This window comes from Aeromonas sp. CD, assembly GCF_033349375.1.
Lineage (GTDB): Bacteria > Pseudomonadota > Gammaproteobacteria > Enterobacterales > Aeromonadaceae > Aeromonas > Aeromonas hydrophila.
On sequence record NZ_CP137631.1, the window covers coordinates 1,562,445 to 1,584,721 of the forward strand.

Sequence of the window (22,277 nt, forward strand, 5' to 3'; positions counted from 1 at the left end):
TGTCTCGCTCACATTCTGATGAAAAAGAGTCAAAAGACCCTGCCTGGTCGGGCAGGGCCTGCCACGTCTGACTCAGAACTCGCCGCTGTGGATGGCGGCGGTGATGGCATTGGTCAGCACGGTTAATTGTGCCGGGCTGATGACGAAGGGGGGCATCAGATAGACCAGTTTGCCAAACGGGCGGATCCAGGCACCCAGTTCGACGAACTTGCGCTGGATGCGCGCCACGTCCACCCGCTCCTTCATCTCCACCACCCCGATGGCGCCAAGCACCCGCACATCCGCCACCGCCGGGTGCAGGGTCAGCGCCACCAGTTCTGTTCGCAGCTGATGCTCGATGGCACGGACCCGCTCCTGCCACGGCGAGGCCAGCAGCAGATCGATGGAGGCGTTGGCCACGGCGCAGGCCAAGGGGTTGCCCATAAAGGTCGGCCCATGCATGAAGACGCCTGCCTTGCCGCCACACACGGTGCGAGCCACATGCTCGGTAGTGAGCGTGGCCGACAGCGTCAGATAGCCGCCGGTGAGCGCCTTGCCCAGACACATGATGTCGGGGCTGATGCCGGCCCAGTCGCAGGCAAACAGCTGGCCGGTGCGGCCAAAACCGGTGGCGATCTCGTCGGCGATCAGCAGCAGGCCGAACTCGTCGCACAGGGCGCGTACCCACTGCAGATAGCGGGGATGGTAGAAGCGCATGCCGCCAGCACCCTGCACGATGGGCTCGAGCACGATGGCGGCGATTTCCTCGTGATGATCCGCCACCAGGGTGGCGAGCTCCACTACGCACTGCTCGTCCCACTCGGCGTGGAAGCGGCAGCTGGGCGCTTCGACAAAATGGTGCTCGGGCAGGAAGCCCTTGTAGAGCTCGTGCATGCCGCCATCCGGATCGCAGACGCTCATGGCGCCAAAGGTGTCACCATGATAGCCGCCGCGCAGGGCGACAAATTTGGCCCTTGGCGTCCCCTTGGCGTGCCAGTACTGCTGCGCCATCTTGAGCGCCACTTCTACCGCCACCGAGCCCGAGTCCGCCAGAAACACCCGATCCAGCCCAGCCGGGGTGATCTCCACCAGCTTGCGGCACAGATCAACGGCGGGGGCGTGGGTGAGGCCGCCAAACATCACGTGGGACATCTTGCCAAGCTGGGCAGTGGCGGCCGCATCGAGCTCCGGCACCTGATAGCCGTGCACACAAGCCCACCAGGAGCTCATGCCATCCACCAGCTCGCGGCCGTCGCTGAGGGTGAGGGTCACTCCCTTGGCACTGGCCACTTCATAGCAGGGCAGGGGATGGGTGAGGGAGGTATAGGGGTGCCAGACGTGGTGCAGGTCGAATTCTTGATTGGTCATTTTGCGTTCTGTTGTCAATTGGTTTGATCTGGTCGGTGTTGACAGTCTACGCGTGCTCTCTACACTAGCCAACAATTTCAGCTACTTGGCTGCGTGCAGCCCGACTCGGGTGCAGGCCGGGTGGCGGCTTCTGCGTTTGCCCATGCAAGCTGGCGGCGCAGGATCCCACTTATAACAATTGGAAGCCATGTATGAATGCTCTCACCGCGGGCGCTCACGCCCTTCGTCATGACTGGACCCTCGCCGAGGTTCAGACCCTGTTTGCCCTGCCATTCAACGATCTGCTGTTCCGGGCCCAGACCGTCCACCGCGCCTATTTCGATCCGAACGAAGTGCAGGTGAGTACCTTGCTCTCCATCAAGACCGGTGCCTGCCCGGAGGATTGCAAGTACTGCCCCCAGAGCGCCCGTTATCACACCGGCCTTGAGGCCGAGCGGCTGATGGAGGTGGAGAAAGTGCTGGAGCGGGCCCGCGAAGCCAAGGCCCACGGCTCGTCCCGCTTCTGCATGGGGGCCGCCTGGCGCAACCCCAAAGAGAAGGACATGCCCTATATCCTGCGGATGATCGAGGAGGTGCGCGGGCTCGGCATGGAGACCTGCATGACGCTCGGGATGCTCACCGCCGATCAGGCGGCGCGCCTCGGCGCCGCCGGCCTTGACTACTACAACCACAACCTCGACACCTCGCCGGAGTTTTACGGCGACATCATCACCACCCGCACCTATCAGGACCGGCTCGATACCCTGGAGCATGTGCGCGGCGCCGGCATGAAGGTCTGCTCCGGCGGTATCGTCGGCATGGGCGAGCAGGCGAAAGATCGGGCGGGCCTCTTGATGGCACTGGCCAACCTGCCGCGCCACCCGGAGAGCGTGCCCATCAACATGCTGGTCAAGGTGAAGGGCACGCCGCTGGAGAACCAGGAGAACCTCGATCCGTTCGAATTCATCCGCACCATCGCCGTGGCACGCATCATGATGCCGGCTTCCCATGTGCGCCTCTCCGCCGGGCGGGAGAAGATGAACGAGCAGATGCAGGCCATGTGCTTTATGGCCGGGGCCAACTCCATCTTCTACGGCTGCAAGCTGCTGACCACCCCCAACCCGGACGAGAACAGCGACATGCAGCTGTTCAAGCGGCTCGGCATTCGTCCCGCCCAGCGGGCCCAGAAGCCTGATCAAGTACAAGAAGAGGAGTTGCTGGCCGAGGTGAGTCGCCAGAGCGAGCCCACCGAGATGTTTTATGACGCCACCCGCCCCCGTGCAGGGGCCGCGCGGTCATGAACGGCCCTGCAGTAACGGGCCCCTTTGGGTTGAGCGCGGCGCTGGCCGAGCGCGAGCAGGCGGGCCTGCTGCGCAGCCGCATCGCGACCGACGGCGCGAGTGGCGGACGGCTCAGGGTGGCCGGGCGCGATTACCTCAACTTTTCCGCCAACGACTATCTGGGGCTTGCCGATCACCCCGCCATCAAGACCGCCTTCCAGGAGGGAATTGAGCGCTATGGTGCGGGTGCCGGCGCCTCGCCGCTGGTGACCGGTTACAGCCGGGCCCACCAACAGCTGGAAGAGACGCTTGCTGACTGGTTGGGGCTGGAGGCGGTGCTGCTGTTCAACTGCGGCTTTTCCGCCAATCAGGCGGTGCTCAAAGCCCTGCTTGGCAAGGATCACCTGCTGTGGCAGGACAAACTCAACCACGCCTCTCTGCAGGAGATGGGCAGTCAGCTGCCCTGCAAGATGAAGCGCTTCGGCCACAACGACATGGCGGCCCTTGAGCGGCAGCTTGAGCCAAATCGTGGGCTTATCGTCTCGGAGGGGGTGTTCAGCATGGATGGGGATCAGGGCCCCTGGCGCGAGCTTAGCCAACTGGCCGCCCAGAGCGGCAACTGGCTGATGATCGACGATGCCCACGGTCTCGGCGTGCTGGGGCCACAAGGGCGCGGCACCCTGGCGGCGCAGGGGGTTGCTCCTGCCAGCGTGCACATCCAGATGGGTACCTTTGGCAAGGCGCTCGGGGTGGCCGGCGCGTTTGTCGGCGGCAGTCGCGAGCTGGTGGCGTATCTGGTCAACTTCGCCCGCCACTACGTCTACAGCACCCATATGCCGGCTGCCCAGGCCTGCGCGGTGCGCCAGAGCATCGCACTGGTGCGCGCCGCCGACGAGGCCCGCGCCCAGCTTGGCCAGCTGATCACCCGTTTTCGGCAAGGGGCGCAGGCGCTGGGTTGGCAGCTGGGTGCCAGCGCCACCCCCATCCAGCCGCTGCTGGTGGGGGAGAGCATCGCTGCCCTGCAACTGGCCGAGCGACTGCGGGATCGCGGTATCTGGGCCGGCGCCATCCGCCCGCCCACGGTGCCGGTCGGCACGGCGCGCCTGCGCATCACCTTGAGCGCCGCTCACCGCGAACAGGACGTGGATCGGCTGCTCGATGCCCTCGGCCCCTGCCCGGCGGACGACGAGAGAGGGGGGACGCATGCTGCATGAGCGTTTTCAGGCGGTCGACAAGGCCCAGCTTGCCCGCCGTTTCGGCGCCGCCGCCCGTCACTACGACGCCCACGCCCGCTTCCAGCAGGAGGTGGGGCAGGCACTGCTGGAGCGGATGCCGGACAGGCAGGTTGGTCTTGAGCTGACGGTGAGCGGGTTGGATCTCGGCTGCGGCACCGGCTTCTTCCTGCCGGCTTTGGCCGGGCGCTGCAACGAGCTGACCGGGCTGGATCTGGCCCCCGGCATGCTGGCGCAGGCCGCCCTTCGCGGCAGCGGCGCCCGCCTGCTGTGCGGCGATGCCGAGCAGCTTCCCTTTGCCGACGAGACGTTTGACTGGGTCTTCTCCAGCCTGGCGCTGCAGTGGTGCGAGCGACCGGCCCAGGCCTTTGCCGAGCTGCACCGGGTGCTCAAACCCGGCGGCCGGCTGCTGTTCTCGACCCTGCTGGCCGAGTCGCTTTGGCAATTGCGTGAGGCCTGGCGCACGGTTGACGAGTGTGATCATGTCAATCGCTTCCTCAGCCTGCCACAATTGCAGCATGCCATCGCCGCCGGCGGTTTTGTTGCTCCGGCGCTGGAGAGCCTGACCTGGTCGCTCGGCTACCCCGAGCTCAACGGCTTGTTGCGCGATCTCAAGGGGATCGGCGCCAGCCAGGTCAATGACGAGCGTCATACCGGACTCAGCAGTCGCCAGCGTCTGCAGCGCCTGAGCCAGGCCTATGAAGCCCATCGCCAACCGGACGGCCTGCTGGCCGCCAGTTATCAGGTGTGCCTCGGCCAGCTGATCCGCCGCTAACCGGTCTCATGGGCTGAGAGAATTGAGAAGCCGCTGCCCGCCATTACGAGCCCGGGCAGCGGCCCCGTATTGAGGAGTCATCATGGTCAAATCCTTCTTCGTCACCGGCACCGATACCGATGTGGGCAAGACGCTGGTCGCCCGTACCCTGTTGCTGGAGTTCGCCGCGCACGGTCTGCGATGCGCCGGTTACAAACCCATCTCCGCCGGCTGTGCCCGCACCCCGGACGGGCTGCGCAATCTTGACGCCGTGTTGCTGCAGGAGGCGGCGAGCCTGCCGCTGCCCTACGATCTGGTCAATCCCTACGCCTACGAGCCGCCCATCGCGCCCCATATCGCCGCCAGCGAAGCGCGCGATGCCATTACCCTGAAGGGGTTATCTGATGGGCTGCGCCAGATTGAACAGGCGGGGGCCGAGCTGGTGGTGGTGGAGGGAGCGGGGGGCTGGTTCCTGCCGCTTGATCGCAAACATCTGCTGTCGGACTGGGTCAAGCAGGAGAACATGCCGGTCATCATGGTGGTGGGGGCCAAACTGGGCTGTCTCAACCATGCCCTGCTCACCTTCGCTGCCATTCGCAACAACAACCTGCCGGTGGCGGGCTGGGTCATCAACCGGCTACACGGCTCCATGAGTCACTATCAGGAGAATCTGGACACCCTGCGGGGCTTGCTGCCGGCCCCGTTTTTGGGTGAAATACCCTTTGTAAACAATCCGCTCGAGGCTGATCTGCGCGGGCGACTCGACATTTCGCCTCTGCTCTGAATCCGACATTCAGCGAACATTCATAGAAACTGTCTATTATGCGTGACAGGTGTGGCCCGACCGGCAGCGAACTGGTGACGGGCCACGCGTCCATATCTCACAAGGAGTCAATATGAAGCGAATTATGCTATTCCTGGTGACCAACCTGGCCGTCATGCTGGTGCTGGGGGTGGTACTCAATATCCTGTTCTCGGTTCTGGGGATCAACAAGTCCAGCATTTCCGGTCTGTTGGTGTTCTGCGCCGTGTTCGGTTTTGGGGGTTCCTTTATCTCCTTGCTGATGTCCAAGTGGATGGCCAAGCGCAGCTATGGCGTCCAGGTCATCGAGCAACCCCGTAACGAGACCGAGCACTGGCTGGTCAGTACCGTGGCCCGTCAGGCCCGTGAAGCGGGCATCAAGATGCCGGAAGTGGGGATCTACGACTCCCCCGAGATGAACGCCTTCGCCACCGGAGCCCGCCGTGACGACTCGCTGGTCGCCGTGTCGTCCGGTCTGCTCTACAGCATGAGCCGTGACGAGGCGGAAGCCGTGCTGGCCCACGAGGTGAGCCACGTGGCCAACGGCGACATGGTGACCCTGACTCTGATCCAGGGGGTGGTGAACACCTTCGTGATGTTTTTCGCCCGCATCGTGGCCGGCGTCATCAGCAACTTCTTCAGCTCCAACAACGACGAGGAGAGCAGCACCGGCGGTTTTGCCTACATGATCACCGTGTTCGTGCTGGAGATGCTGTTCGGCGTGCTGGCCTCCATCATCGTCATGTGGTTCAGCCGTCAGCGTGAATTCCGCGCCGACGCCGGTGCCGCCAAGCTGGCCGGCCGCGACAAGATGATCGCTGCCCTGCAGCGCCTCTCCCGCGGTGCCGAGCCGCAGCTGGAAGGCTCCATGATGGCGTTCGGCATCAACGGCAAGCGCTCCATGAGCGAGCTGTTCATGAGCCACCCGCCCATCGAGCAGCGCATCGCCGCCCTGCGCGGTTAAGCGTACCGTGCCAATGAAAACGGCTGCCCTCGGGCAGCCGTTTTGCTTTGTGCGCGCAGGTTACAGCTTGAAGTGGGCCATCTCCTGGCGCAGCAGCCGCGACAGCTGCTTGAGCTTGGCGGCCTCCTGCGAGACGTGGCGGGCTGCGTCCCCCGACTGCTCGGAGAGGGAGGTAATGTTGCCGACGGTGGAGACCACCTCGTTGGCGGCGGTGGACTGCTCGCGCAGGGTGTGGCTGATCTCCCCCATCAGGCCGGTCAGGTTGGATGCGTGGTTCTGGATGCTGGCGATGGCCTCGCCGGTCTGGCTGGCCAGGCTCACCCCGCGGGAGACGTTGTTGACCGTGTTCTCCATGCTGCGGATGGAGGCATCCGTCCCGCTCTGGATCTTGCCAATCATGCCGGTGATCTGCTGGGTGGAGGCGGCCGAGCGACTGGCGAGGTTGCGCACCTCGTCGGCTACCACCGCGAAGCCGCGCCCCTGCTCGCCGGCCCGGGCCGCCTCGATGGCGGCGTTGAGCGCCAGCAGGTTGGTCTGATCGGCGATGCCGCGGATCACCTCGATGATCTCCGAGATCTGCTGGGTGTGGCTGTTGAGATCCGCGATGCTGCTGGCGGCGTTGGAGACGGTATCCGAGATGCTCTGGATGCTGTCGAGGGTCTGCTTGATGACCCCGGAACCTTCCGCCAGGGTGTTGGCGGAGACCTTGCTCAGCTCGTCGGCGTGAGTGGCGTTGTCAGAGAGGTGGCTGATGCTCACCACCAGCTCCTCGATGGCGGCCGCCATGGTCTGGGTGCTGGTCTGCTGGGAGGTGGCGAACTGGGCGGTCTGCTCCGCTATCTGGGCGATGCTGTCGGCCGAGCCGGAGAGCTCTTCGCTGGAGTGGGAGACCTGGGCGATGATCCCCTTGAGGGTGCCCTGCATGGTGGCGAGCAGGCCGATCAGGCTCTCCTTGGCACCGGCCGGCACCTTGATCGGCTGGGAGAAGTCCCCCTCGGCCAGGTGGTTGAGATCGCTTCTGAGCTGGCTGACCGAGGTGCCGACCAGGTCGAGCAGCGCCTTGTAGGTGCGCCAGAGGAAGAACATCAACACCAGGCCCAGCGCGATGAACAGGTAGCGCAGCATGGCGGACTGGCTGGCGGCATCGTCCACCGCCTGCTGGGTGCGGTGTTCCATCAGGACGTAGAAGTCGTCGATGGGGGACATGATGCGCCCCTTGTTCTGGTGATAGGCCTTGTCATGCATCATGGCGATGGCCTTTTGCTGATTGGCGGCCAGATCGCCGTCCGTCTGCTGCACCAGCTTGAAGGCGGCCACCTCGGTGTTGACCAGGGCATCCGAGTTGTTCTTGGCCTCGTTGAGCTTGGCCAGCTCCTCTTCGGTAAAGCCGGTCTCCTTCATCAGGTCGATGAGGCCACGGCGCACCTGGCTGTCGGGCCGCGGGTTCTGGCCGTTGGCGGCGACGAAGTCCCAGTAGATGCGGTTGTAGCCCTGCGGCCGGTTCTGCTCCCCGTTGCGAATGGCCAGGATCCGCATGTACTGCTGTTCGTAGGCCGGATCCTTGGTGATCACGTAGGTGCGGCCGAGGCGGGTCAGGTCGTCGGAGGATTGCCGCAGTTCATCGGCCAGCAGATAGGATTGATAGCGTTGCTGATAGCTCTGCTCGAGTTGCGTTCCTGACCAGCTGTAGGCAAAAAATACCAGCGACAGCAGGATCAGGGTGACGACGGAGAGCAGCAGGTTGAGCTGAAAGGCGGGTCTGTTCTGTTCCATGGTTTGAGCGTCCTTATTCTCACCGGATAACCCCCTTGGTCAGACGGCAAAGGCCGCTACGTCGGAGGGGTTTTGTTGTTGTTGCTGTGAGTATAGGAGCGGGGCCCGGCAAGGTTGCGGGGGTTTGGAGAAAAGGTGGAGGCGAGGGAAAACGTACCGAAACAGGGAGAAAACGGCCGGGAGCGGGCGCCCGGCCGGTGGGGTTATCGCTGCTCGATCACCTTATTTGATGACGAGATCGGTGAGCGGTACGGCGCAGCAGGTGAGGATCTTGCCCTCGGCCCGTTCGGCGGCGGTGATGGCCGGGGCATCGGGGTGATCCACCTCGCCCGCGAGCAGGGTCTGCTTGCAGCTGCCGCAGATGCCGGCGCGGCAGCTCCAGGGCAGATCCACCCCTTGCTTGTGGGCCTGATCCAGCACGGTGCCCTGATTGTTGCCGGCAAAACTCTGCTTGCCGATGCGCAGTTGCACCGCCTGGTGGGGGCGGGCCACCGAGAGGATGGCACCGCCAAAGCTCTCCTGGCGGATCCGCTCGGCGGGCACGCCAAGGGCGGCCAGTCTGGCGGCCGCATCGGCCATAAAGCCGTGAGGGCCGCAGATAAACACCTCCCGTTCGGCGAGCTCCTTGACCTGTTTGAGGTGCTCATCGCCGAGCCGGCCCTTGAGCCCCTGCCAGTGCGTATCGGGCTGGCTCAGGATCAGGGTAAGGGTCATCCCCTGCTGCGCCAGGGCGTGCAGTTCGCTGGCGGCAGGAATGTCCGCCTCGCTGCGGCACAGGTGCATAAAGTGTACATCGCCGAGTTCCCCGCGCAAGGCCAGAGTGCGGGCAATGGAGAGCATGGGTGTGACCCCCGAGCCTGCCGAGAGCAGCAGCAGGGAGCGCCCGGTGCCTAAATGAAACTCACCCGCCGGCGCGGCGGCCAGCAACCGGTCACCGGGTTGCAACTGCTGGTGCAGCCAGTGGGAGATGCGACCGCCCCCCACCTTCTTGACGCTGATGCTGTAACGCTCGGGCCGCTCCGGGGTGGAGCTCAGGGTATAGCGGCGCTGCAGACGCTCGCGCCGCAGGCCCAGGCCAATGTCCAGGCTGATGGGCAGATGCTGGCCCGGCAGATAGTCGGGCAGGGGCTCGCCATCGGCCGCCTCGAACCAGAAGGTCTCCAGATCCCGCGCCAGCGGCTCGCGGGCCACGCACACCAGCTCCCGTTTTTTCGGGGCCGCGTTGGGGTAGACAGGGGCGCGGGCGCGCTCCAGCACCTCTATCTCGCTGCCCGCCTCAATCCAGCCCTCGTTGAGGGCCACCAGGTTCTGGCCGAAGTAGACCTCGCCATCCTCGCCGCGCCGGTAGCGGGTGAGGGTGGCCAGCGGCTCCTTGAGGGCATTGAAGCGATCCGTGCCCGGCTCCACCGTGGTCATGATGCAGCGGCTGCAGGGCTTGGCGACCCGAAACTCCACCTCGCCGATGCGGATCCGTTTCCAGCCGTCCTCCTCGAAGGGGAGGGTGCCGCTCGCCACCAGGTTGGTGCGAAACTGGCTCATCTGGTGCAGCGCGTCGGATCTGAGGTTGAGATCCTCCAAAGAGGCCTGGCTTATCAGCAGCAGCGGATAGCCGTCGGCAAAGCTGACCCGGGTGCCGGTCTTCTCCCGAAAGCGGGCGGACTCTTCACCGAGCCAGAGCAGTTGAACCGGTTCTCCCGCCACCTGGCTCAGCCACTGATCGGCCTGGGGCTGGGTCTGCAGGGCGCTGAAGCTGTCGCTCCAGACCCCGGTGGCTCGAGGGGTGCGGGAAAACTCCCGCTCTTGCAGGATGAGGGGGTCAAGGCCCGGATAGCGCAGTTGCAGACCGCCCTCGATGGGAGTGGCCACCACCTGCTGCAACTGGGGATGGGTGCGGGCGGTGATGAAGCTGCCGTCCGGCTTGACCACCATGTAGCGGCGATCCCCCTGCAGCCCCTCTTCGGTGACCAGGGCGCGGGTCAGTGGCATGCCTGCCGTCGACTTGATGGGGTAGAGATGAATGCTGGCGAGCTTGGGCATGGCCGGGTCCTTGTGCTGTGGTGGTTCCAGTGCAGGAGACAAGATAACGGGAGCTGTTCCGTGCAGCAATCGTTGCAGGAGGGGGGCCTGATGCGCCCGGCTCACGGGGCCGGAGAACGGCGTTGCGTTGCTTGCGGGGCGCGAGCCCGAGCGGTGACTCCTGCAGAAGGGCAAGATGTTACACGGGTCACGTTGTGCACTCCATACCTCATAAAGTGCAACATTTTTTGATCCTGATCCGTCATTCGGTACACAAATCAGTCCATTATCGAGTCAGCTTCCAGTTTCTAACGCTTTCGCTTCTTCCCCCTCCGGCCACCGTCTGCCCAGGCAAAACGGTATCAAGCGCCATCAGATGGGGCCTGTCACACAAAAAGAAGAAAGCAATGTATGAGCAAACAACTGGATATGACCCCACAGCCGGATCTCTCCCAGAAAACGGGAACAGGCCCGGTCCGTACTCGGCTACCCGTTTGGCGGCCGGCCCTGCCACCTTGTAACCATGCCTGCCCGGCTGGCGAGAACATCCAGGCCTGGCTTGCCCTGGCCGAAGCGGGCCGTTTTGAGGCGGCCTGGCAACGACTTATTGAAGAAAATCCCCTGCCTGCGGTCCACGGGCGGGTCTGTTATCACCCCTGCGAAACGGCTTGCAACCGTGCCCAGGTGGATGATGCTGTCTCCATTCACGCCATCGAACGCTTCCTCGGTGACGAGGCGCTGGCCCGTGGCTGGCAGCCTGCGCCCCCCGCACCCGCCAGCGGCAAGAAGGTGCTGGTGATTGGTGCCGGTCCCTCCGGCCTCTCCTGCGCCTGGCACCTCAACCGGCTCGGCCATCAGGTGGAGATCCGCGAGGCGGGCCCGCTCGCCGGCGGCATGCTGCGCTTCGGCATTCCCGCCTACCGCCTGCCCCGCGAGATGCTGGATCGGGAGGTGGCCCGCATCGTCGCCGCCGGGGTGACCCTGACTCTCAACCACAAGGTGGAGGATGTGCTGCGCGAGCGCGACGAGGGGGGCTTTGACGCCGTCTTCATGGCCATCGGCGCCCATCTGGCCAAGCGGGTCGACATTCCGGCCCGCGAGGCGGGCAAGATCCTCGATGCGGTGAGCTTCCTCGAGCAAGCCAGTCTGGCCGAGGAGCAGGGCTTGCCGCCGCCCAAGCTGGGACGACGAGTGGCCATCTATGGTGGCGGCAACACCGCCATGGACGCGGCCCGTACCGCCCGCCGCCTCGGGGTCGAGGAGGCGATGATCATCTACCGCCGTGACCGGGATCATATGCCGGCCCACGCCTTCGAAGCCGACGAGGCCGAGGAGGAGGGGATCAAGATCAACTGGCTGCGCACCATCCGCCAGCTCGACAGCACCAATATTGAAGTGGAGGTGATGGCGCTGGATGCCGAGGGCAAGCCGGTGCCCACCGGCCAGTTTGAAACCCTGGAAGCGGACTCCCTCATTCTGGCGCTGGGTCAGGAGGTGGACTTGAGCGTGCTGGAGAGCATCCCCGGCGTGCGGGTCAACAAGGAGGGGGTGGTACAGGTTGGCGAGAACCTGATGACGGACGTGCCGGGCCTCTTTGCCGGCGGCGACATGGTGCCCTCCGAGCGTACCGTCACCATCGCCACCGGCCATGGCAAGAAGGCGGCGCGCCATATGGATGCCTGGCTGCGCGGTCGCCTCTACCACAAGCCGCTCTCCCATTTGCAGGCAGGGAAGCCGCTGGTGGGGCCCGAGCAGTTGCAGCTCTGGTTCCAGACCCATGCTCCCGCCAGCAGCCAGCCGGTCAAACCACCCTCGGCGCGGGACGACTTTGGCGAGATCATCGGCGGACTGGACGAGACGGCGGTCCGCTACGAGGCGGCGCGCTGCTACTCCTGCGGCAACTGCTTCGAGTGCGACGGCTGTTATGGCAGTTGCCCCGAGCAGGCCATCGCCAAGCTGGGGCCGGGTCTGGGGTATCAGGTGGATGCCGAACTCTGCACCGGCTGCGGTGCCTGCCACGACCAGTGTCCCTGCCACGCCATCGAGCTGCGCCAACCGGAGGTGTCCCAATGAAACATGAATTGATCATGGTCGACGGCAACGAAGCCGCGGCCCGGGTGGCGTATCAGCTGAGCGAAGTGTGTGCCATCTACCCCATCACCCCGAGCTCGACCATGGCCGAACTGGCCGACGCCTGGGCCGCGGAGGGGCAGACCAACCTGTGGGGCAACATCCCCACAGTCGTGGAGATGCAAAGCGAAGGGGGGGCGGCCGGCACGGTACACGGCGCCCTGCAGGCGGGGGCGCTCGCCACCACCTTCACCGCCAGTCAGGGGCTGATGCTGATGCTGCCCAACATGTACAAGATCGCCGGCGAATTGACCTCGGCGGTGTTCCATGTGGCGGCCCGATCCTTGGCGGCGCAGGGGCTGTCGATTTTTGGCGACCATCAGGACGTGATGGCGGCGCGCAGCACCGGTTTTGCCATGCTCGCCTCCGGCTCGGTGCAGGAGGCGCAGGACCTGGCCCTGGTCGCCCACAGCGTCACCCTGCAGTGTCGGGTGCCTTTCATCCACTTCTTCGACGGCTTTCGCACCTCCCACGAGGTGAACAAGATCACTGCGCTGCACAACGATGAAATTCGGGCGCTTATCGACAACGACTGGGTGCGCGCCCACCGCGCCCGGGCGCTCAACCCGGATCATCCGGTGATGCGCGGCACCGCCCAGAACCCGGATACCTATTTCCAGTCCCGCGAGAGCGTCAACCCCTTCTACGAGGCGGTGCCGGCGCGGGTGCAGCAGTGCATGGAGAGCCTCGGCGAGCTGACCGGCCGCCACTACCGGCTGGTGGAGTATCACGGCGCCCCCGATGCCACCGACGTCATCGTGCTGATGGGCTCGGGGGCGGCCACCGCCCGCACGACCGTGGATTGGCTCAACCAGCAGGATCGCAAGACAGGGGTGCTGGTCATTCGTCTCTATCGCCCCTTCCCGGTACAGGCGCTGCTCGATGCGCTGCCTGCCAGCGTGCGGCGCATGGCGGTGCTGGATCGCACCAAGGAGCCGGGCGCCGGTGGCGAGCCGCTGCTGCTGGATGTGCAGAGCGCCCTCATCGATGGCTTGCAGCGCGGCCTTATCAAGCGCCTGCCCTGGCTCAGTGGCGGTCGCTATGGCCTCTCTTCCAAGGAGTTCACCCCCGCCATGTGTGCGGCGGTATTCGAGGAGCTGGCATCCGATGCGCCGCGCCCGCGCTTTACCGTGGGGATAGTGGACGACGTTTCCGGCCTCAGTCTGGCCTGGCACCCCATCGGCGATCTGGAGCCCGCCAGCCGAGTGCGGGCGCTGTTCTTCGGCCTCGGCGCCGACGGCACCGTGGGTGCCAACAAGAACAGCATCAAGATCATCGGCGAGCTGGAGGGGTTCCACGCTCAGGGCTACTTCGTCTACGACTCCAAGAAGTCGGGCTCGCGCACCGTCTCCCACCTGCGCTTCGGCCCCGAGCCCATCGACGCCCCCTGGCTTATCGAGCAGGCGAGCTTTATCGGCTGCCACCAGTGGGGCTTTGTCGAATCTGTGGATCTGCTGGAGTTCGCCGCCGAAGGGGCGACCCTGCTGCTCAATGCTCCCCATGAGCCCGACCGGGTCTGGGCCGAGCTGCCCGAGCGGCTGCGCGCCCGCATCCGCGCCCTCAATATCCGCCTCTATTGCATCGACGGCGATCGGGTGGCCGAGCGCAACGGCATGGGCAATCGCATCAACACCATCATGCAGACCTGCTTCTTCGCCCTGGCCGGCATCTTGCCGCGGGACGAGGCGATCGCGCTTATCAAGGAGAGCATCGAGAAGAGCTATGCCCGCAAGGGGCCCGAGGTGGTGGCGCGCAACTTCGCGGCGGTGGATGACACTCTGGCCCATCTGCACCGGGTGGCGATCCCGGCCGGTGAGGAGCAGATCAGCGACTATCCGCTGCCGCTGGCACCGGGTGGCAGCGAGTTTGTCCAGCGGGTCACTGGCGAGATGCTGGCGGGGCGCGGCGATCGCATCCCGGTCTCCATGCTGCCGGTGGACGGCACTTACCCCACCGCCACCAGCCGCTTCGAGAAGCGGGATATCGCCCGCGAGATCCCGATTTGGCATTCGGATATCTGCATCCAGTGCGGCAACTGCGTCTTTGTCTGCCCCCACGCGGCGCTGCGGGCCAAGTTCTACCATCAGGACTGGCTGGCGAGCGCCCCCGAGGCCGCTCAGTCGGTGCCCGTTACCGCCAAGGGCTTCCCCGACAGCCGCTATACCCTGCAGCTCTACCCGGAGGATTGCACCGGCTGCGGCCAGTGCGTGCAGGCCTGTCCGGTGCGGGCCGGAGCGGATGAAAACGGTGAGGGCGAGCGGGCCATCGCCATGACGGACAAGGCGCCGCATCTGGCTGGCCAGAAACAGGCGCTGCGCTGGTTCGAGAGCCTGCCATGGCCGGCCCGCGAGCGGGTGGATTTCTCCACGGTGCGCGGCACCCAGTTCCTCGAACCCTTGTTCGAGTTCTCCGGTGCCTGCGCCGGCTGTGGCGAGACCCCCTACCTCAAGCTGCTGACCCAGCTGTTTGGCGATCGCATGCTGGTGGCCAACGCCACCGGTTGCTCCTCCATCTATGGCGGCAACCTGCCGACCACCCCCTGGGCCAAGAACGGCGAAGGAAAGGGGCCGGCCTGGTCGAACTCCCTGTTCGAGGACAACGCCGAGTTTGGCTTTGGTTTTCGTCTCACCGCCGATCAGCATCACGGTCAGGCGGTGGCAGCCTTGCAGGCGATGAAGGGGGAGATCGGGGTCGAGCTGGTGGAGACACTTGTCAGCGCCCCGCAGCGGCTGGAATCGGAGATCCGCGCCCAGCGCACCCGGGTCGCGCAAGTGCGCGAACGGCTGGAGGAGGTGAAATCCGGCAAGGCTCGCGAGCTGCTGTCGCTTATCGATCAGCTGGTGCGCCGTTCGGTCTGGATCATCGGCGGCGATGGCTGGGCCTATGACATCGGCTCGGCGGGGCTCGATCACGTGCTCGCCTCCGGTCGCGATGTGAACGTGCTGGTGATGGATACCGAGGTCTACTCCAACACCGGCGGCCAGATGTCGAAATCGACCCCGCTCGGTGCCGTCGCCAAGTTCGCGGCGGGGGGCAAGACGCTGGCCAAGAAGGATGTGGCCTTGCAGGCCATCTCCTACGGCAACGTCTATGTTGCCCGCATCGCCTTTGGTGCCAACCCACAGCAGGCGCTGCAGGCCTTGCGTGAAGCCGAGGCCTATCCGGGGCCGTCGCTTATCATCGCCTACAGCCATTGCATCGCCCACGGCATCGACATGGAGTTTGGCCTGACCCAGCAGAAACGCGCCGTGGCCTCCGGTCACTGGCCGCTGATGCGCTACAACCCGGTACTGCGCAGTGCGGGGCAGAACCCCTTCAGCCTCGACAGCCTGCGCCCCTCCATTCCGCTTGCCGAATACCGGCAGGAGGAGACCCGTTATCGGGTGCTGGCCCAGAGCCACCCTGAAGAGGCCGAGCGGCTGATGCAGGTGGCGCAACAAGTGGCGTGGCAGAAGTGGGCCACCTACGAGGAGATGGCCACCCGCGAGGCCAGTCATTTCCATCCGCCGGTGTGAGGATTGGGTTAACTCTGCATAAAACGAAGCGGGCCACTGGCCCGCTTTTTTTATGACTGGATTGACAGGGCTCGCTCAGGGGTTGGTGGCACGCAGCACCTTGAGGTGCAGGGTGCGCTCCTGGTGAGCCGCTATCTCCTGCTCGGTGAAGCGCATGGGTTGCCACTGCTGACGGGCGAACTGCTCGGTCTGATCGGTGAAGTGCGGGCTCTCGGGGTCATGGGACTGGCCGTAGCTCAGGAAGCGCTCCGCCTTGGGGCCGGCGGCATCGAACTGCAGGGCCAGCACGAAGCTGGAACCGTAGTTGGCGCGATAACGCAGCTCGGGCTGACCGTCACCGTCGTCATCCAGGCTGCGCAGCGTGGTGCCTGCCACGGCCTTGCCGGTCACTATGTTGGCGAGATCCGAGCTGCTGCGCGAAGGCAGATTGGTCTGCACCATGTTGAACATGCCCTCGAACGAGTTGCCTTCCGGCAGCGCGATGGGGGTCAGCCCGGCCGCTTTTTGCACGAATTGCAGTGCGCCGAGTTCGGCATCCGGCGCGATACCGGCCGCCTGCAACCGCTGCTGGGCCTGGGCCAGCGCCAGCAGGGCTGGGTCTTCATCCGGCGCGCCGTTCCAGGGGGCCAGCCCGCTCGGCGTGGTGGCGCCATGGGCCGGATCGAAGGGGATGGCGAACAGGGCATCCTTGATGTCTCTGTGGCCGCTGGTGCGAAACGCCGTCAACCATTCGCGCATCAGATGGGCGCCGCGGCTCTCCAGCTGATATTCGCCATCCCAGTTGGCGAGTGCATTGCAGCTCGGCGTCAGGTCCAGCTGGCCGCCGGTCAGCTGGATCAGTGGATGTGCCTGGCAGCGAGCCAGCAGGGGATCTCTGAGCTCACGGGCAAACAGGGAGCCGTTGTGGGTCAGTACCCGTTGCAGCGACTGCAGGGTGAAACGCCGATCGCTCCCGGTCAGTCCCATGGTGTCGGGGGTGCTGATGAGCTGGGCGTTGTAGCGGGTTCGCGGGCTGCGCACCGTCTGCTCCGGCCCGTAGAGGATGGAGTAACCCTCCAGCGGGGCCGTCAGATTGGTCAGCCAGTGGCTGCTGTTGGCGTTGTAGACGTAGTCGCTGCGAGTCTGGCGGGGGGCCTGGCTCAGGGGAACAAGGCCGGCAACGCGGGTCTGGCCGCTGTCGACCCACTCGAAATCGGGGTCGTTGCCCGGTAGCAGCACGCTGCCCTCGCCATCCAGCCAGATGGGGGCCAGTTGCGGCGTCTGGGACGCTGCTCGCCACCAGGCTTCTGCCTTGGTGCCGAGGCGGGGCACCTGGGTGGCATCCACATAGCTGGCCTGACCCGTCTTGTCGATCAGCAGTGTATTGACCCAGGGCACCCCCTGATGCTCGGCCAGCGCATCGAAGAAGGCCGGGGTGCTCTGGGCCCTGGCCATGGCCAGCCACTGTTCCAGCATCTTGTAGTTGCCGGCGTTGGCATCGCGGAAGCTGATGGCGCTGCTGCTGGTCCAGCCCAGGCTGGGCGAGAGGGTGGCGAGGTTGACCATGGGGCCGAAGTGGCTGGCATAGACGGTCTGGACATAAGGTTGCAGGCTGCCATCGGCCTGGCGTACCTGTACGGTGATCGCTTTCTGGCTCATCTCCCGCCACTGGTCGCCGTAGCGGTAACGCAGTGGGTTAGCGGGGTCCAGGGTGAGCTGATAGAGGGTGAAGCGCTTGGACTGGGAGACGGTGTGGGTCCAGCCCAGCTGCTCGTTGAAGCCGATCAGGATGGCGGGAAAGCCCATCATGGTGGCACCGGTCACGTTGAGCTCCCCCGGGATCTGCAGGTGCTGTTCATAGAATCTGAGCTCGCCATCCCAGGGGAAGTGGGGGTTGCCGAGCAGCAGGCTGTTGGCATTGCTGCTGCGATCCGCCCCCAGCGCCCAGCCGTTGCTGCCGATCCCCTCCGAGGTCAGCAATGCGGCGGGATCCTGCTCGGGCACAGGCAGGGCGGTGCGCGCCTGTGCGCCGCTGCCAGGTGGCTGGGCACTGGCCATGGCGCCGATAAAGCTGCGGCCGCTGGCCAGCTGGGCGAGATCCAGGTGATAGGCCAGCAGCTGGGTCGGGGTGATGGGTTCGACCCACTCGGCCCCGCGACAGGGAGAGGGGTAGTCTGCCGGGCCGGCTCGACTGCTGAGTGAGTGGTTGAACCCCGCCACGTAGCCTTCGATGAGATGACGGGCATCCGGTGCCAGCCTGCCATACAGGGCGGCAGCCTGGGCTGGCAGGTCGAGCGAACGATAGCCCACGTCGGAGAGCAGGTTGCGCTGCTGCTCCCCCGCTCCCAGCCAGCGGGACTTTTCTCCCCGCAGCTTCATGATCTGCTCGCTCAGGGTACAGAGGTTCTCTTCGGCATGGGCATAGCCGGCGCCAAAGCCCAGGCTGGCGTAGTCGTTCGCCTTGATGTGGGGAACACCCTGCTCCGTATAGGTGAGGGTGACGTCGTAGTGGCGAGCCGGATCCGGCTCGCTGCTGTTCTCCTGGCAGCCGGTCAGTACGAGGCAGCCGAGCAGGGTAAGGGGGAAGGGCGTTCTCATCTTGGTTCCTTCTGTGGTCCTGACTTGTTATGGTTCTGTTGCTTTTCAGCCGCAGGTGACGGTATTTAAGAACAGCACCGGTTTGCTGTCGCCCCGCTGGATGGAACCGGTCCAGAGTTGGAAAACACAATAAAAACAAGGATAAACAGGTACGGCTCGATGGAGCCGCACCTGCAGGAGGATGCATATGCAGTGGGAAGAAGTGGCCGCCGTGCTCAGTCTGAGCCTGACCGGCATGTTGCTGCTGGCCACGCTCGGCTGGCTGCGCCGCATGCGGCGGGATGCCGCCGCCGGCTATCTGCTGGCCCTGCTCAGCCTGAGCGGCTTGCAGGCGCTGGAATATCTCTATCACCAGCAACAGTGGTTCCACCATTGGCCCCACCTGCTCAAGCTGGCGGATCCCCTGGTGGTGATGCTGCCGTTTTGTCTGTATGGCTATATCAGGGCTCTGCAGGGGGAGGCGGTACTCGGTGGCTGGCGTGACCGGCTGGTGCACGGCTTGCCCTTGCTGCTGGTTGCCGGGTTGGCGCTGCCTTACTGGTTGTTGCCGGGGGCCGACAAGGTGAGCTGGATCCTGCTTGGCAAGCAGGGGGATGCGCTATGGCCCGGGGTGACCCTCTATGGCAACCGCTATCTGGCCTGTATCGCCCTGCTGGGGCTGGCTTACTGGTGGCAGCAGCAGCGTCTCGGGGTGGTCAGCCGCAAGCCGGCGCTGCGGGCCTGGGTGGCTCAGTTGCAGGGGCTGCAACTGCTGGTGGCCTTGCTGTTGCTCGGCCGCATCGTCTTGAGCTGGCTCGGCTGGCCGCTCTCTACCGTCTATCTGCAGGCTCCCGTCACCGCCTATCTGCTGCTGCAGGTGCTGGCCCATGCCCGTTTGCCCCAGCAGGGAGGCACGCTGGAGGGGGGCGTGCGCGAGCGAGCTACTGACGCCGCTTCTGAGCCGGTGCGAGATGACGGTCTGCGCCCCCTGTTCGAGGAGCTGGAACGCCAGCTCGGGCGTGGTGCCTACCGGGATCCCGCGCTATCCCTTGGCAAGCTGGCCGAGGAGTGCGGTCTGAGCCTTCATCAGGCATCCAGTGCCATCAACGCCTGTTCAGGGGGCAACTTCTACGACTGGCTCAACCGCCATCGGGTGGAGGAGGCCAAGCGGCTGTTGCAGGCGAGTGACGAGACGGTGGCCAATGTCTGCTACCGGGCCGGTTTCAACAGCAAGTCCACCTTCAACAGTGCCTTTCGCCGTCACACCGGCCTGACCCCCAGCGAGTTTCGACGCCAGGGGACGCCGGTGGTTGCCGCACCCTAGGGAGCGGCCAACAAAAAGCCCGGCGTCGGGCCGGGCTGGCAGGATAAGTTGCTTATCCAGGTATTCGTCGAGGCGTCTATTGTGGATGTTGTTTGAGGATGTCGTAGATCTCCTCTTTCAGTTTAAGTTTCTGTTTTTTCAGATCCTTCACCTCGGAGCTGTAGTCGCTGGCGTGATGCTTTTCCAACTTTCTAATCTCCACATCCAGGTCGTTGTGCAAGTCAAACTTCTTTTGGAAATGGACATCACTGCTCTTCAGTTGCGAGATGAGCTCTCTGTACTCTGGGAACATGTAATGCGGCCTCCTTGGTTTCGTTTGATTGTGCCTGCAAGACCAAACTACCGCGTCCCCCGCGAGATAAATGTGATCCGGCTCCAATTCGGGACCAATGATTTGCTGCATGCGCTGGGCGATTTTTAACTGTTTGAATCACAAGCTGATAAGGCTTTTATCGGTAAAGCGCGAGTCTGAAAAGTGCCGGATGGATCACAATTGTGACGGTCGGATGACAGCTTGTGGCCGCCGGACGGGCAGCAAAAAGGGGCGCAGGGCCCCTTCTTGGTAACAGGTGTGGCGTTTACTCTTTTTTCTTTTTCTTCTCGGGCAGCGGCTTGCCGTCGCGGGCGATCACCTTGCCCACCTCGAAGCCGATCTGCGCCGCCAGTTCTTCCAGATCCGCTGCCTTGGCTTCGTTGCCGATGGCGTACTGGTAGTTGGCGATGGTGATCTTCTCGGCCACCGGGGTACCCGGGACTATGGGCTCGCGCCAGCCTTGACCCACATGGGCCACCAGGGTGCCGTTCATGATGAGTTCGCCGACGATCTCCTGGGTGGGGATGCCCTTGCCGTAGGTGAGGCCCTGCGGGTGCTTCTTGCCGACCAGCGGCTCGCTGCTGGCGGGCATCAGCTTGGTGCGGATCAGCCACTTGGGCGACTTGGTCTTGCCCACCGCCTTGCCGGTCTGGTACTCGTTGATCTTGATGGTCTTGATCATCTGGGCCATGAAGTCCTTGGTCAGCGCTTTTTGCGCTTCGCTGGTTTCATCGATGGCGATGGGGGCCACGTACCAGGTCTGGGCCGCCGGTGCCTTGGGGGCGGCGGGGGCGGTTTGCGCCATGGCGAGCGGGCTGAGCAGGATGGCCGCCAACAAGAGTCCTATCTTCTTCATTGTGATTCCGCTTATGTTTCAACAAGAATTTTGTTTTGCCAGCGACGACTGCGCCAGCGCCAGAACATGGCCAGACCGCGCACCCACTCGTCGCAGGCGAGCGCCAACCAGATACCGACCAGTCCATAACCCTGCATGATACCAAGGAAATAGGCCAGTGGAACGGCAATCCCCCACATGGAGACGAGCGCCATGTAGAGCGGGAAACGGGCATCCCCGGTGGCGCGCAGGGCGTTGATCACCACCAGATTGAAGGTACGGCCGGGTTCCAGAATGAGGCTTATCAAGAACAGCTGCGCCACCTGGGTGATGATGTCGGCGTCATCGGTGAACAGGCTGATGATGGTGCGGCCGTTGAGGGCCGCCAGCAAGGCGATGAAGGCGGTGACGACGAGCCCCAGTTTCAGGCTTTTGAGCAACTGGCGATAGGCCTGCTCGAAGCGGCGGGCCCCTGCCAGGTGGCCGATGATGATCTCGTTGCCAAGGCCGATGGAGAGGCCGAACAGCAGGATGAACAGGCAGATCTGGAAGAAGTAGGACTGGGTCGCCAGCGCCTTGTCGCCGAGCAGGCCGACGAAGGCGGTCACCACCATGAACTGCAGCATCCAGGAGAGGTTCTCGCCGGCGGCCGGCAGGCCGATGTGCAGCACCTTGCCCAGCATCAGCCGGCTGGGTTTGACGATCTCCGGCAGGCGCAGCCGGATGCCGGTCTTGCGCGCCACCAGCCACACCAGCAGCACCACCCCGACGATGCGACCCGCCACCGTGCTGATGGCGACCCCGGCCACCCCGAGCTGGGGCAGGCCGAACCAGCCGTAGAGCAGCAGCAGGTTGCCGACGAAGGTGATGAGGTTGACGATGAGGGTCACGTACATCGCCTGACGGGTGTGGCCGTGGGCGCGCAGGGTGGCGGCCAGGCAGAGCGCCGCCGCTTCCGGCAGCAGGCACAGGCCGATGATCTGCAGGTAGAGAGTGGCATCGCTCATCAGGTTGGCGGGCAGGTTCATCAGCGCCAGCATGGTACTGGCCCCGGCGATGACGCCGACGGCGGCCACCAACCCCACCAGCAGGTTGAAACCGATGGCGGTGTGGATGACAACGCGCGCCTTCTCCTTGTCGCCAGCCCCCAGATACTGGGTGATCACCACGCTGGTGCCGATGCTGACGAAGCTGAACAAGGTGATGGCGAGATCGAACACCTGGTTGCCGACCGCGAGCGCCGCCACCCCCTGATAGGAGACGTGACCCACCATGAAGGTGTTGAGGGCCCCGGTCAGAAAGTGCAGGGCAAGATCGATAAACAGTGGCCAGGTCAGGGAGAAGAGGGTGCCCGGACCTGCGTGGGATTGAGTTTGCATGGGGTGTCCAAATACTGGGGATGGCCCTCGTCAGCGCCATCTGGACGGGCATTTAACACCAAGCGGGGGCGAGGCGCA

Annotated in this window: 15 protein-coding genes; 8 read left to right on the forward strand and 7 right to left on the reverse strand. The window is 64.6% G+C overall.

The window, feature by feature from the left end:
- Positions 1–72 precede the first annotated feature (72 nt).
- Entirely contained in the window at positions 73–1,347 is a 1,275-nt protein-coding gene (gene bioA, locus R2E40_RS07310) for an adenosylmethionine--8-amino-7-oxononanoate transaminase (RefSeq protein ID WP_318165114.1), read from the reverse strand.
- 191 nt (positions 1,348–1,538) lie between these two features.
- On the opposite strand from bioA, the gene bioB reads away from it, so the two are divergent.
- From bioB to htpX, 5 genes are all read left to right on the forward strand, one after another.
- A complete protein-coding gene (gene bioB, locus R2E40_RS07315; RefSeq protein ID WP_318165115.1) occupies positions 1,539–2,627 on the forward strand; it encodes a biotin synthase BioB in 1,089 nt (362 codons plus the stop codon).
- Complete coding sequence (gene bioF / locus R2E40_RS07320) at positions 2,624–3,820, forward strand: 8-amino-7-oxononanoate synthase (RefSeq protein WP_318165116.1); 1,197 nt, start codon at positions 2,624–2,626, stop codon at positions 3,818–3,820. The genes bioB and bioF overlap by 4 nt, the downstream gene beginning before the upstream one ends.
- Positions 3,810–4,613, forward strand: coding sequence for a malonyl-ACP O-methyltransferase BioC (gene bioC, locus R2E40_RS07325; protein ID WP_318165117.1), 804 nt, complete (start codon positions 3,810–3,812; stop codon positions 4,611–4,613). The genes bioF and bioC overlap by 11 nt, the downstream gene beginning before the upstream one ends.
- A gap of 82 nt (positions 4,614–4,695) precedes the next feature.
- The gene (gene bioD, locus R2E40_RS07330; RefSeq protein WP_011705390.1) at positions 4,696–5,376 is read left to right on the forward strand and encodes a dethiobiotin synthase; all 681 of its coding nucleotides are present in this window, start codon (positions 4,696–4,698) and stop codon (positions 5,374–5,376) included.
- Between the two features lie 112 nt (positions 5,377–5,488).
- A complete protein-coding gene (gene htpX / locus R2E40_RS07335; RefSeq protein WP_318165118.1) occupies positions 5,489–6,358 on the forward strand; it encodes a protease HtpX in 870 nt (289 codons plus the stop codon).
- 60 nt (positions 6,359–6,418) lie between these two features.
- Here htpX and R2E40_RS07340 read toward each other — a convergent pair whose 3' ends face one another.
- Together R2E40_RS07340 and R2E40_RS07345 are read right to left on the reverse strand one after the other, a co-directional pair.
- Entirely contained in the window at positions 6,419–8,131 is a 1,713-nt protein-coding gene (locus R2E40_RS07340) for a methyl-accepting chemotaxis protein (protein WP_318165119.1), read from the reverse strand.
- Positions 8,132–8,353: 222 nt separating this feature from the next.
- On the reverse strand, positions 8,354–10,168 hold the full coding sequence (locus R2E40_RS07345) for an MOSC N-terminal beta barrel domain-containing protein (RefSeq protein ID WP_318165120.1): 1,815 nt from the start codon (positions 10,166–10,168) through the stop codon (positions 8,354–8,356).
- A 390-nt stretch (positions 10,169–10,558) separates the two neighbouring features.
- Between R2E40_RS07345 and R2E40_RS07350 the strand changes: the two genes are divergently transcribed.
- Entirely contained in the window at positions 10,559–12,220 is a 1,662-nt protein-coding gene (locus R2E40_RS07350) for an NAD(P)-binding protein (RefSeq protein WP_318165121.1), read from the forward strand.
- Positions 12,217–15,792 (forward strand): pyruvate:ferredoxin (flavodoxin) oxidoreductase, encoded by a 3,576-nt coding sequence (nifJ, locus tag R2E40_RS07355; RefSeq protein ID WP_318165122.1) that lies wholly within the window; start codon positions 12,217–12,219, stop codon positions 15,790–15,792. Before R2E40_RS07350 ends, nifJ begins: the two co-directional genes overlap by 4 nt.
- Before the next feature lie 75 nt (positions 15,793–15,867).
- Here nifJ and R2E40_RS07360 read toward each other — a convergent pair whose 3' ends face one another.
- Positions 15,868–18,369, reverse strand: a complete 2,502-nt coding sequence (locus R2E40_RS07360; RefSeq protein ID WP_318165123.1) for a penicillin acylase family protein — start codon at positions 18,367–18,369, stop codon at positions 15,868–15,870.
- A gap of 187 nt (positions 18,370–18,556) precedes the next feature.
- On the opposite strand from R2E40_RS07360, the gene R2E40_RS07365 reads away from it, so the two are divergent.
- Positions 18,557–19,672, forward strand: a complete 1,116-nt coding sequence (locus R2E40_RS07365; protein ID WP_318165124.1) for an AraC family transcriptional regulator — start codon at positions 18,557–18,559, stop codon at positions 19,670–19,672.
- A gap of 76 nt (positions 19,673–19,748) precedes the next feature.
- On the opposite strand, the gene R2E40_RS07370 is transcribed toward R2E40_RS07365, so the two are convergent.
- From R2E40_RS07370 to R2E40_RS07380, 3 genes are all read right to left on the reverse strand, one after another.
- The gene (locus R2E40_RS07370) at positions 19,749–19,964 is read right to left on the reverse strand and encodes a YdcH family protein (RefSeq protein ID WP_011705396.1); all 216 of its coding nucleotides are present in this window, start codon (positions 19,962–19,964) and stop codon (positions 19,749–19,751) included.
- Positions 19,965–20,250: 286 nt separating this feature from the next.
- Entirely contained in the window at positions 20,251–20,841 is a 591-nt protein-coding gene (locus R2E40_RS07375) for a hypothetical protein (RefSeq protein WP_318165125.1), read from the reverse strand.
- Positions 20,842–20,852: 11 nt separating this feature from the next.
- A complete protein-coding gene (locus tag R2E40_RS07380) occupies positions 20,853–22,199 on the reverse strand; it encodes an MATE family efflux transporter (RefSeq protein WP_039213156.1) in 1,347 nt (448 codons plus the stop codon).
- Positions 22,200–22,277 lie beyond the last annotated feature (78 nt).